General features: G+C 70.1%; 10 protein-coding genes. 4 read left to right on the top strand and 6 right to left on the bottom strand.

From position 1 onward, the window contains the following. Nucleotides 1–74 precede the first annotated feature (74 nt). From E1285_RS18750 to E1285_RS47400, 3 genes are all read right to left on the bottom strand, one after another. Nucleotides 75–1,841, bottom strand: coding sequence for a transposase (locus E1285_RS18750; RefSeq protein WP_207946657.1), 1,767 nt, complete (start codon nt 1,839–1,841; stop codon nt 75–77). A gap of 281 nt (nt 1,842–2,122) precedes the next feature. Next, the gene (locus E1285_RS18745; protein ID WP_207946656.1) at nt 2,123–2,275 is read right to left on the bottom strand and encodes a hypothetical protein; all 153 of its coding nucleotides are present in this window, start codon (nt 2,273–2,275) and stop codon (nt 2,123–2,125) included. Nucleotides 2,276–2,382: 107 nt separating this feature from the next. Beyond that, nucleotides 2,383–2,760, bottom strand: coding sequence for a dihydrofolate reductase family protein (locus E1285_RS47400; RefSeq protein WP_243722891.1), 378 nt, complete (start codon nt 2,758–2,760; stop codon nt 2,383–2,385). Between the two features lie 474 nt (nt 2,761–3,234). On the opposite strand from E1285_RS47400, the gene E1285_RS18735 reads away from it, so the two are divergent. The 3 genes from E1285_RS18735 (at nt 3,235) to E1285_RS18725 (ending at nt 7,615) form a co-directional block, all read left to right on the top strand. Beyond that, entirely contained in the window at nt 3,235–3,852 is a 618-nt protein-coding gene (locus tag E1285_RS18735; RefSeq protein WP_132153777.1) for an alpha-ketoglutarate-dependent dioxygenase AlkB, read from the top strand. 122 nt (nt 3,853–3,974) lie between these two features. After that, nucleotides 3,975–6,926: an AAA family ATPase gene (locus E1285_RS18730; RefSeq protein WP_243722890.1), complete on the top strand. Its 2,952-nt coding sequence runs from the start codon at nt 3,975–3,977 to the stop codon at nt 6,924–6,926. Further along, the gene (locus E1285_RS18725) at nt 6,923–7,615 is read left to right on the top strand and encodes a maleylpyruvate isomerase family mycothiol-dependent enzyme (protein ID WP_132153773.1); all 693 of its coding nucleotides are present in this window, start codon (nt 6,923–6,925) and stop codon (nt 7,613–7,615) included. The genes E1285_RS18730 and E1285_RS18725 overlap by 4 nt, the downstream gene beginning before the upstream one ends. Before the next feature lie 31 nt (nt 7,616–7,646). On the opposite strand, the gene E1285_RS18720 is transcribed toward E1285_RS18725, so the two are convergent. The 3 genes from E1285_RS18720 to E1285_RS18710 all read right to left on the bottom strand — a co-directional run bounded on the left by E1285_RS18720 (nt 7,647) and on the right by E1285_RS18710 (nt 10,781). After that, a complete protein-coding gene (locus E1285_RS18720) occupies nt 7,647–9,050 on the bottom strand; it encodes a carotenoid oxygenase family protein (protein ID WP_165966666.1) in 1,404 nt (467 codons plus the stop codon). Between the two features lie 387 nt (nt 9,051–9,437). Continuing rightward, nucleotides 9,438–9,650, bottom strand: coding sequence for a DUF397 domain-containing protein (locus tag E1285_RS18715; protein WP_132153769.1), 213 nt, complete (start codon nt 9,648–9,650; stop codon nt 9,438–9,440). Between the two features lie 258 nt (nt 9,651–9,908). Then, on the bottom strand, nt 9,909–10,781 hold the full coding sequence (locus E1285_RS18710; RefSeq protein ID WP_132153767.1) for a helix-turn-helix transcriptional regulator: 873 nt from the start codon (nt 10,779–10,781) through the stop codon (nt 9,909–9,911). An 844-nt stretch (nt 10,782–11,625) separates the two neighbouring features. On the opposite strand from E1285_RS18710, the gene E1285_RS18705 reads away from it, so the two are divergent. Then, nucleotides 11,626–12,207, top strand: a 582-nt coding sequence (locus tag E1285_RS18705; protein ID WP_132153765.1) for a cyclic nucleotide-binding domain-containing protein, incomplete at its 3' end; no start/stop codon positions are given.

Here is a 12,207-nt window from a genome sequence, read left to right as displayed (position 1 = left end):
CGCATCCGCCTCCCTTTCACCAACTCAGCCGCCGGGCCAGCTATCAACATCAAGGGGACAACTATCGGCGTCAGTCACAGCCAGGTAACCGTTCCTAAACAGTCCAGGAGTGACACCTGGTGTCGGCTCCCGGAGCTGCGCGTATCCCGAACGGTGTTGGATGCGCAGGTTGCCCGCGTTCGTTGTGTCGCCGTCCGGCGACGTGCATCGTGTGCACGCTCCGTGACGGGTGGGCGGGTTCCCTCGCGCTCCTGGGCACTTTGATCGGGCTGGGCGGTCCGATGCCCCGCAGCATCGCTCTGGTGGTGCGGGGGCGGTGTCGTCCGTCGCCGGATCGGGTGTCCGAGGGCGCGTCTGCCGATCGCCACCGAGGCGGCGTCATGGCGGGTCATTGAACGTTTGCTGGTGGACAGGGGTTTGCGCCAGTGCTGGTCGCCCCAGCGGGAGGTGTAGGCCGGGTCGACCGCGACGATCGCCAGCCCCTGCTCGGCGGCCATCGAGGTCAGCCGCGCCTTGAGTTTTCCGGTGGGGAACCCGGAGATGAGCTGCCGGAACCGTTTGCGGCGGCCGTGCTTCTCCCGGGTCTTGTCTTGGGCGAAGTCAAGGTCCTCGATCGCGATGGCCTTGACCCCGCAGGTGACGGCCCAGTGCAGCAGCCCGGCGATGGCGTGCCGGACCTGGGCGTCCCGGTGCCCGGCGCTCCCGGACAGGTCGTAGGAGAACCGGCGCGGGTCGCCGACCGGGTTGCCGCAGGTGTCGAGGTGGTAGGCGGCGAAGTGGTCGGCGTTGGTGTCGACTCCGATGATGCCGTGGGCGCGGGCCGCCTCGAGTGACAGCGTGGGGATAGTGGGGCGTTGCCAGGACGCGGTGAGGTACCAGCGGCCCCGGCCGGTGTCGTGGTGGATGCGGTAGGCCAGCGCCCGATCGGCCTCGATGCGGTCGGCCCACTCGGTCCCTCGGTGCGCGAACGCGACCCGGCAAGTCAGGACGTAGCGGTGGTGCGGCGCGTTGGCCAGATGCGCCAAAGGGGCGGGCAGCCTGATGCTCACTTCACCGCCCGGGGTGACGCGGATGGTCTCGTTGCCGTACCGCTTCCCGCTCTCGCCGTCGGCCCGGCAGAACCACCGACCGGCCTCCCACCGGGCCCGCCACTGCTCCTCGGTCAACCCGGCGGCGTCCAGATGATGCCGGTTGTTCAGCAGCCGCCTGCCGCCACGCACCACCCGCACCCGCCCGGCCTCCCAATCGGCCCGCACGGCGGTGAGACGGTCTTTGAGGACGTGCAGGCGGCGGGACTTGGCGAACCACTCCCGCCTGGACCGGTACCCGCCCGCCGCCCGCCGTGTGCCCTTCTGGCCGACCGGGACCGACAGCCGCCGCTCGATCGCCGAGATCCCGGCCTCCAGGCCGTTCAGATGCGCGAGCTGGCTGCGGCGGGCCAGGGCCCACTGGTCGTGGGTGGCCTTGGTGATCGACCCGGCCCACCGCGCCGACGACCCACCCGTCAACTCCCGCTTACGCGCCGCCCACCCATCGGCGTCGTGCGCCGTCCCGGCCCGGCAGCGGGCCTTGAGGTCACGACCGGCCAGCGACCCCAGATGCGCACCCACTTCCCGCAACACGTTCTCGTCCTGGAGCGCGAGGCCCTTGAGCCGGGTACGGATCGCCACCCCGGACGGGCCGGCCGCGACGAACGGCGCATCGATCGGCCGCAGGGGCCGCGGGTGGCCGCCCCGCCCTGCGGGCTGTGCCGGGGTCTGCGCTGCGGTCTCGCGGGTGGCGTCGCCCCCGTCGGGGTGTGCGGCGGCGTCCACGCCTTTGATGATGACGGACTGCAACATGGCGAATACTTTAAGCCATCACCCTCGAACATGCAATCGACTTGCGCGTGCGGCTGCCGCGCCGACACCCCCCACACCGCATCCCGCCACCCGCACAACGACCAGAGCCCAGCGCACCACTCGTTCCACCGGCTCCACGCCCACATCACACATGAACGGCTACAGACACTCATGGACCCTCAACCGCCAGCAACTATGAACCCTCGTTGAAGACGAGGTACAGGACGGCGAGGACACGGTCGCCTCCTTCACCAGGAAGGCTCGGGCGATCTCGGGCACGGTCATCCGGTCGATGGCCTTGCGATTGGCGGTGTGGTCAGCCAGCCGCCGGGGTTCGGGGGCAGGCCGTCGGCCGGCCACCGCTCGACAGCGGTCGCGAACGCCTCGGCCGCCGCCTCCTCGGCGACGTCGGGGTCACCGAAGCGCCTGGTCACGGAGGCGATCACCCTGGCCCACTCGTCGTGGGGGCACGGGTGATCGCGTCCCGGACGTCTGCCCGCACACTGGAACGTCCGCGCGTGACGCACGTGGGTCACGCGCGTCACGTGCTGGGAGTCGGCATGGAGGGTGCGTATTGCGGGCGGCCGCCGGGCCGGTAGACGTGGGCCGTGACGCCGTTCGGGAAGGCGCGGGAGTCGACCAGGTCGAGCGCCGTGTCCGGCCCGGCGTCGGGGAACAGCCGCGCGCCCTGGCCGACGACGACGGGATAGGTGACCAGGATGATCTCGTCGACGAGACGGTTGTCGAGCAGCCACCGGACGAGTTCGCCGCTGCCGTGCACCTGCAGTTCACCGCCCGGCTTGGCCTTCAGCTCCTGGACGGCGGCCACGACGTCCCCGGACAGGACGGTCGTGTCCGTCCATTGCGGGTCGGTGAGCGTGGTCGACGCCACGTACTTGGGCCGCCTGTTCAACGCCACCGAGATCGGGTTGTCGCCCTCGTCCGCCCCCCCAGGAGCCGGTCCCCCACGAGCCGGCGAAGATCTCGTACGTCCGCCGTCCGAACAGGAACGCGTCGGCGCGCTGGAAGGACTCGCCGAGGAACGCCTCGGCCTCGCCGCTGAAGAGCGGCAGGGCCCATCCGCCGCGCTCGAAACCGTCCCGGCGATCCTCGTCCGCCCCGCCGAGTCCCTGCATCACTCCATCGACGGAGACGTGCGTGATGGTCGTCAGTTTCATGATCTCGGTTCCCTTCTCAGCGGGTCCTGCCCCGTCGGGGCGCCCCTCGTGGGCGGCCTCTCACCCCTTCTACGAACACCGTTGCCCCGATCCGACACCGCCCTCCAGGTTTCTCGGATATTTCTCGCGCGCCGGTTCCGGGCGATCCGGCGGCGAGCCCGATGCCGGAGACCCCGATCGAACACATGTTTGACTACGGACGTTAGAGTGGGGACATGTTCCAAGGGTCGCTGCTGGACGACACGGACGAGAGCGGTCCGCGTCCTCTGAGGTCGGCGCGGCGGACGGGGCTGAGCCAGGGCGCCTGGGTGGACGTCCTGCCCGGCTGGATCCCGGCGGCCGACGCGCTGTTCGAGCGGCTGCACGCGTCCGTCCCGTGGCGCGCGGAGAGGCGCCGCATGTACGACCGCGTCGTGGACGTGCCGCGCCTGCTGGCGTTCTACGACGAGGGCGATCCGCTGCCCGATCCCGTCCTGGACGAGGCGAAGGCGGCCCTCGACCGCCACTACGCCGCCGAACTCGGCGAGCCGTTCCGCACGGCAGGCCTCTGCCTGTACCGGGACGGCCGCGACAGCGTCGCGTGGCACGGCGACAGGATCGGGCGCGGGGACAAGGAGGACACGATGGTCGCGATCCTGTCGATCGGGACGCCGCGCAGCCTCCTCCTGCGCCCGCGCGGCGGCGGCCGGACGATACGCCACGAACTAGGACATGGCGACCTCATCGTGATGGGCGGAAGCTGCCAGCGCACCTGGGAGCACGCGATCCCGAAAAGCACCCGCGTAGCCGGCCCCCGCATCAGCATCCAGTTCCGTCCCCGAGGCGTCCGCTGACAGAACGGCCGGCCCGGCTCCTCGGCGACGAACGCGCACACCGAAGGCGACCCGCGGCGGATCGCCCTCCCATGGCACCATGAACGGTGATTTCCTGAGGAGGGCCGTTGTTTCGTCTGGTCGTGTCACAGACCTCCCCCGGGGCCTACCGGACCGTCCTGGACGCGCTGCAGGCACCGGTTCCGCCGCACGGACCGGCCGGGCGGCACATCCTGATCGAGCCCGGACAGTATCCGAACACGGGCTTCAAGAGCTCGGGCGACTTCATGCTGACGGCGGTCGGCGGGCCGGGATCGGTCACGCTCGACGGCGCCACCGACGCCACGATCCAGCTCACCGGACATGTGACGCTGCAGGGCCTCATCGTCCGGAACTGGAGCGAGAACGGCGCGGCGCTGGACGTGTCCGAGGGCAGCGTCCGGGCGGAGCAATGCCAGTTCGTGAGCCGCGCCGACACCGTCGCGGTCCGCGGCTGGGGCGGCGCCCGCCTCGCGCTCAGCGGATGCCAGGTCCAGGACGGCGCGCTCGTCTACTCCGCCGCGTCCGGGATCGTGGAGTCCACCGACATCACGGGGACGAACGGCAACGCGGTGGCGCTGCGCAAGGGCTGCGCCGTCACCGTCCGGTCGTGCCGCATCGACGGCGCGGGCGGCAGCGGGATCTGGGTGACCGAGGGCTCCAAGCCCCTGATCGAGCAGTGCACGATCACCGGCCCCGGCGCCGCCGGGGTGCTGGTGGACGAGCGGGCGGACGCGGCGATCCGCAACTCGGCCATACACGGGTCCCGGGAGTGCTCGCTGGTCGTCCGGGACAACGCCACCGCGCTGGCCGAGGACTGCCTGATCGCGGACGCCGAGAAGGACGCGGTGTGGGTGACCGCCGGAGGGACGCTGACCGCGCGGCGCCTCCGGGCGGAGTCACCGCGCCGCTGCGGGATCTCCATCGTCACGGGCACCGGCGTCTTTGAGGACTGCGAGATCCTCGAACCGGCGCTGTACGGGGTGTTCGCAGGCGGCCAGAGCCGGACCACGCTCGTCCGCGGGCGGGTGCGGGGCGCGAAGAAGGTCGGCGTCACCGTCTCGAAGGACGGCCACGCGACGATCGAGGGCACGACCATCACCGGCGCCACGGAGCTCGGAGTGGCCGCGGACCCCGGATCGGAACTGAACCTGCGCGGCTGCACGGTGGTGGAGAACGAGGGAGCGGGCGTGTTCGCGTCCGGCTCGGCGCGCGTCCACATGGACGGGGTGACGAGCGAACGCAACGCCGCGCCGGACGTCCTCGACTACGAGGCCAGGACCGCCGCGACCGAACAGGTGAAGGAGCCCGCGACTCCCACGGGGACGGGCGCCGCCGACGCCCCGCCGGTGCCGCAGGAGCCGGGCGGCGACGTCGCGACGGCGGACGACCTGCTCGCCGAACTCGACGCGATGACCGGCCTGGCCGCGGTCAAACACGAGATCAGGAAGCTGACGAACCTGCAGAAGGTGGCCGAGCAGCGTCGCCTCGCGGGACTGCCGCCCGGCCCGTCCATCGGCCGGCACATGGTGTTCGCCGGGCCGCCCGGGACGGGCAAGACGACCGTCGCGCGCCTGTACGGGCGGATCCTCGCGGCACTCGGCGTCGTCGAGACCGGCCAGGTCGTCGAGGTCAGCCGCGGCGACCTGGTGTCGGAGAACGTCGGCGGGACGGCGCTGAAGACGACCGGCGCGTTCGAGAAGGCCGTCGGCGGCGTCCTGTTCATCGACGAGGCGTACACGCTCTCCCGCAAGACCACCGGCACCGACTTCGGGCAGGAGGCCATCGACACGCTCGTCAAGCTGATGGAGGACCACCGCGACGAGGTCGTCATCATCGCGGCGGGATACTCGGCGGAGATGCGCGAGTTCCTCGCCGCCAACCCGGGCCTGACCTCGCGGATCTCCCGGACGGTGGACTTCGAGAACTACAGCCCCGCCGAACTGCTGCAGATCACCGAATCGCAGGCGGACAGCGACGGCTACCGGCTCTCCGACGACGCGCGGGACGCGATCCTCGCCCACTTCACCTCCATGAAGCGCGACGCGAGCTTCGGCAACGGGCGGGCGGCACGCCGCGTGTTCGAGGCCGCGGTGGAGCGCCAGGCGCAGCGCCTCGCCGGCCTGGACGAACTGCCGTCCGGGGACGAGCTGAGCCTGCTGGTCGCCGAGGACCTCGACGTCGACACGGGCCTCGCCGCACGGTTCGGGAAGGCCCGCGACCCCGAGCAGGTCACGGCCGTCCTCGACCGGCTCAACGCGATGACGGGGCTCGCGGAGGTCAAGCAGGAGATCAGCGACCTCCTCGACCTGCTGGCGTCGTCGCGCCGCCGCCGGGAGGCCGGGCTGGAGGCCGAGCCGTTCACCGGCCACCTGATCTTCGCGGGACCGCCGGGCACGGGCAAGACGACCGTCGCGCGCCTGTACGGCGAACTGCTCGCGGCCCTCGGCGTCCTCGCGCAGGGCCAGGTCGTCGAGGCCGCGCGGGTCGATCTCGTCGGCCAGTACATCGGGCAGACCGCGCAGAAGACGGCGGAGGTCTTCGACCGCGCACGCGGCGGCGTCCTGTTCATCGACGAGGCCTACTCGCTGTCGCGCTCCGGCGGGTCCGGCAACGACTTCGGGCGGGAGGCCATCGACACGCTCGTCAAGCTGATGGAGGACCACCGCGACGAGGTCGTCGTGATCGTGGCCGGGTACACGTCCGAGATGTCGGGGTTCCTGGCCGCGAACCCGGGCCTGGCCTCCCGCTTCGCCCGGAGCCTGACCTTCGCCCCCTACGACGTGGACGGCCTCCTGGCGATCTTCCTGGGCAAGGCGGGCGCGGCGGACTACCTCGTCCCGGACCCGACCCGCCAGGCCCTGGCCGCGCACTTCGAAGCGACCCGCGACCAGTACACGGACGGCAACGGCCGCGAAGTGGACAAGCTGTTCCGCTCCGCCGTGACCGCCCACGCCCGCCGCACCGAACACCTCGCCAACACCGGCACCCACCTGACCAGAACCCAACTGACCACCCTCCACCCCGAAGACATCACCCCTCGCCCCCTCGAATGACCTCCGTCGAACCCCTTGCCGCGATCCAGTCCGCGACCGGCGACCTGCTCACCACCACCGCACGGCTCACGGACGACGACCTCCGCGGACCGTCCCTGCTTCCCGGGTGGACGCGCGGCCATGTCCTCACGCACGTCGCACGGAACGCCGACGGCGGTACCCGCCTGCTCACCTGGGCACGCACGGGCATCGAGACGCACGAGTACCCGAGCATGAAGGCCCGCGCCGCCGAGATCGAAGACGGCGCCGGCAGGCCTGCCGCCACACTCCTCGCCGATGTCGGCGAGAGCGCGCGGCGGTTCGCCGAGGCCTACTCCCTCATGCCCGGCGACGCCTGGGAACGGACCGTCCAGTGGACGTCCGGTGTCCGGCATCCCGCGGCCCTCGCCGCCGACGCCCGCCTCACCGAGGTTCTCGTCCACCACGTCGATCTGGACGCGGGCTTCACGCCCGGCGACTGGCCCCCCGAGTTCACCGCACGGACGCTGGTGAGCGTCGCGCGATCCTTCGAGCAGCGTGGCGACGCGCCACGGCTGCGCCTGCACGCCACCGACACGGGCGCGGAACTCGGCAGCGGAGAGGTGGTCGTCAGCGGCACCGAGGCGTCGCTTCTCGCCTGGTTGATGGGCCGCTCCGCCGGCCGCGACCTCGACGGCGCCGAAGGAACGACCCTCCCGTTCCTCTACTGAACGCCCGGCAACGCTCGGGTGGTGCGCTGCCTTAGCGGGGTGGGGTGGCGATGCGGTCGGTGAAGGAGCCGTGGAAGCCCATGGGGATGTGGTGGCGCAGGTGCGCGACGGCCAGGGGCTCGGACTCGACGTCGCGGGCGTCGAGGATGATCAGGCGGGAGCGGTGGGCGTCCGGGTCGTAGGCGAGGGTCATCAGCCACCCGTCGCCCTCCGCGGCGCCGGGCTCGCGCGGCACGAACACCGGCTCGCCGAAGCCGTGGCCCGGTGGTAGCTCGTGGACGGTGCGCACGTCCTTCGTGTGGTCGTACGCGTGGATGCCGGTGCGCGACTCCGTCCGCCCGGCGAAGTAGGTGTGGCGGTGCGGGCGGCCCGCCTGGCGGGCGTCCGCGTGCGGCAATTCCATCGGCAGCGCGCACACCTCATGCCCCTCGATCTTCCCGGACGCGGTGATGCGGTAGCGCATCAGCGCGTCACCCCAGGGGAAGTCGCTCGTGCGGAAGTCGCGGAAACGCGTCGCGACCTGGTCCCAGTCGGCGAAGCGGACGAACTCGATGACGGTGTCGTCGCCGTCCTCGAACGCGTTGACGAAATGGAACCCCAGCAGCGCCTCGTGCTCGATGACGCGGGCCTTGCCACCGTCCCGCGGCACGAGCGTGAAGCACGTCGGACGGTGCGGCTCGTAGGTGAGCCCGTCGGCGATCGACCGGCTCCCCAGCAGGATCGGCGCGGCCTTCGGGATGACCGGGTTGATGACGAAGACGAGATGCTTCCGGGTGAGCGCGAAGTCGTGGTTCCACGGGGTGTACGGGAGTGAGACGCGCGGCATGTGGTGCAGCGCGCCGCCGGGGTCCACCCGGTAGCAGCGCAGGCTGCGGACCCGCGTGAAGTCCATCCCGAAGTTGAACAGCTCACCCGTCTCCGGGCAGCGGGACGGGTGCGCCGAGAACGCCGACACCGTCTTCAGCCGTCCGCCGAACGAGTGCTCGCCGAGCGTCTCCAGGCTGTCGGGGTCGAGGCGGAACGGGCGTCCGCCCTCCCAGAGCGCCAGCAGCTGCCCGGCGTGCAGGACCACACCGGTGTTGGCGACGTTCGCGGGCGGGCGGAACATGTTGGCGAGGCGGCCGCCGGGACGCTGGGTGCCGAGGCCGCGCAGGCCGGCGCGTCCGTTGCGCTGCCCGTAGCGGTAGTGCCTCGTCCGGACGTACCGGTTGCGGTAGCGGACGGTTCCGTCGCCGGGGAACGCGAACATCGACAGCATCCCGTCGCCGTCGAAGATGTGGTCGAGGAGGCTCTCCCCCACCTGCCAGCGGCCGGGGCCGTTGCGGTAGAGCGTGCCGGCGAGGTCTTCCGGGAGCTTGCCGTCGATCTCCTCGATGTCGTAGTCGTGCTCGTCGTCGAGCGACTCATAGATCCGATGCCACGCGTCGATGGCCACGGCGACTCCTCGTCCGGCGTCGGCGGTCCCGGTGACGGCAGGCTGCCACACCATCGACCCGTAGTTCAACGCCTAACGACTATGGCCTGCCTGGGGGCCCGCGACAGCGCACCGCCGCCCCGGCCGCGAGAACGGGCGGCGGGGCGGCGGGGGCGCAGGGCACGTGGGGCTATCGGTGCCGACCCGCCCGGCCGGCCGGCGTCGGCGACGCCTTCCTGTGCAGGCCCGTGAAGGCCCGTCGGCGATTCAGGCCGGGTTCAGGTTTCATTCAGGGTTTCCCGAACCATCCCGTCGATCGCAGCATTGTCAAGAGTCACCAGTCAACGCTTCGGGGCATCGTTAGGTTCGACAATTTCTGCGATGGGCGGGATAAGTGGGTCGCGTGACTCAGCGTCCGTCCAGCCGCCCGTTCTGGATAGCGTTCACCAGGGCACTCCACTGTGCGGGGTCGAGGGCGAGCACACTGGGAGCGCTGTCGCGCGAATCGCGGACCAGGACCGACGGGCCCAGCGCCGCCACCTCCACACAGTCACTCTTGTCCAGGCTTCTACTGGCCTTACGCCAGGTCAGCGCCACTCCTCGACTTGACCGGTCCAGCATCCAGCAACCCCTCCATCCATTGTCGGCGGGTGCCGTCTTTGCCAACCGATCGGCCACGCGCACCCGCCGGCGAGCACCAAGCTGGGCACAACAAACCACGACCTTGTGGATAATTTCCCGATCACGAGTGTAAACGGTTCTAGTTATCCCGCCTACAAGGGAACACAAGATCACTCTGTGTGCTATGACGGCCACTCGCCTTGTGGGTGCCCGATGCGGCTGTCACCTCCGGTGTCGAGTCGAGTTGCGGCGCTGGAGTCAGGCCATGAGGTCCTCGGCGGTCTTCCGGAGCAGTTCGATCGACTCGTCGCCCGGAAGCGCCTGCTCGAGCAGGAGCTCGAAGGTGTCCCGGTACTCGAGGATCCTGTCGTCCTCACCGGTGATCATGAGGCTGGCGCCCGACCGGCCCTCCAGGTAAAGGATGTCGTCCAAGTCGCCGTCGAACTCCAGGAGACTGAACGGCCCCTCAAGGCCCATGTGCGCGCCCGCGCTGAACGGGATGATCCTGACCGTCAGCAGGTCGTTGCCGTCGGCAGCGTCCGCGATGTGGTTGAGCTGGTTGGGCATGATCGCGGGATCGATCATGATGCCGACGTGGCGGCGGATCACCGCCTCGTCGACGATGTAGTGCTGGCGTGGCGGGTGCTCCCGCCTGGCGAGCTCCTGCTGCCGCTGGATACGCAGCTTCGCGGCGAGGACCCTCCCCGTCTCCGACGCCTTGCCAGTGGACAGGACCTCGGCGTACTCCGGTGTCTGGATCAGCCCGGGGATGACCGCTCCATGGAACTGCCTGATGTAGGCCGCACCGGCCGCGTAGCCCACATAGCTGAGGAAGCGGGGGTCGAGCTCGTCCTTGTACACGTTCCACCAGGCCGGCTCTCGCGCGCCGCGGGCCAGCGACTGCAGCCGCTCCTGGCGCCCTTCCGAGGTGACCTCGTAGATCCTGAGGAGGGCCTGCAGATCGGTACGGGTGACGGCGTTCTTGCCCCCCTCGACCCTGATGAGCTTCGATGGGGACCACTCAAGCTGCCGCGCCACCTGCTCCTGCGTCAGCTTCTTCTCTTTGCGCAGCCGGACGAGTTCGGTGCGCAGCAAGGCGCTCTGGACGATCGGCCCCTGATCACTGGTCATGAGTTCGCTCACTCTGAGTAGTCGGTGTAACCAGCCTGCATGCAACCTGGCAGTGCGCCATATCGCGCGGTACATCCCGTCAAGGCGCCACACGCCCTGGCCGCGCCAACCCGCACTCCCCGGGCCAGACCCGTCATATCGCCCAAAACTCTGGTCCGGAGCTTCCAGACTGCTGCATGACCGTAGACTATGTTGTAGCGTGCTATGTAGCAAACAGCAGGGTCCGCACTGCAACCAAGCGCAGTGCTAGATTCAAGGCAAGACCGATCTGACGCAGGGTGAGGTCTTGGGCGGGACGCGCGCGTCCCCCGTCCGAGAACTCCCCGCCGGCGGAACGGGCCGAGTGCGCCCCGCCGCCGGACGGAAGGGACGGACGCGCACCGAACGGGGAGGTCGCCACGAGAAACCGACATCTCGGCACTGCCAGAAAAGACAAAAGAGTCGCCCACCGCTTCCCGTCGATCACCGGTTGCGAGCCAAGACGATCGATGGAAAGCGGAGAGCGACTCCCCGGGCCCGCATGAGAACGACCTGACCGATCCTCACCGGAACCCTGCGAAAACGCAGAGAGATCCGGTTTGACCTGCCAAAACGTTCCCTGCGGACTCACCCAGTCTAACCGCGATCACGCGGTGCGGGCTATAGGTGAAAGCGACTTCGGGCCCCCGTGGCCGTCCCACGCCAGGTAACCCCCGGCAACCGGGCGGACCGCGTCCCGGAGACGCGATTCGAGGCATGGGGTTCTCGATATGTCAAGCCAGAAGTTTGTCCTTCCCCCGACCTTTGACATCCACCCCGCAAACCCACCATCCGCCGTCAAGCCGATTGTCTGGCGGGTGTGCTGATGGACGAGTACACACGCCAGCACGACCCGGACCATGCGGTCCTCCCGTCCTGGACCGCCCCCTCCGACGGCGTCCAGCCACTGCGAAAACACAACCTCCCCGGGACCGAGTGCCGGGACGTTGAGTGCCCGCGCCAGTCCGCGTACGCCTGGACGGAACGGCCCACGCCACCGCACCCGAGGCCGGGGTTCTGGGGCTCACTCACCGAGACCGAACAGGCCGCGCTCCTCGCGGCCGCCGAGGAGATCGTCTACCCGGTCGGCACGGTGCTCTGGTGGGAGGGCCAGGCCGCGGACCAGGCCGTCGTGATCTGCTCGGGCTCGATCAGGGTCTCGGTCGAGCGAGGCGGCCACGAGCAGATCATCGCCTTCCGCGGCCCCGGCGACATCATCGGCGAACGCGCCGCCCTGCTGCTGCGCCGGCGATCGGCGACCATCGTCGCCATGGACACCGTCCACGGCCTGCGCATGACCACCCAGCAGTTCGTCACCTACCTGAGCGAGCATCCCCGCGTGCTCGCCATCATGGAACGCGAAGTGTACGACCGGCTGACGGAGCAGACGGGCCCCCCACCCCAGATG

The organism is Actinomadura sp. 7K507 (genome assembly GCF_004348425.1).
Classification (GTDB): Bacteria; Actinomycetota; Actinomycetes; order Streptosporangiales; family Streptosporangiaceae; genus Spirillospora.
This window is presented reverse-complemented; position numbering and strand designations above follow the sequence as displayed.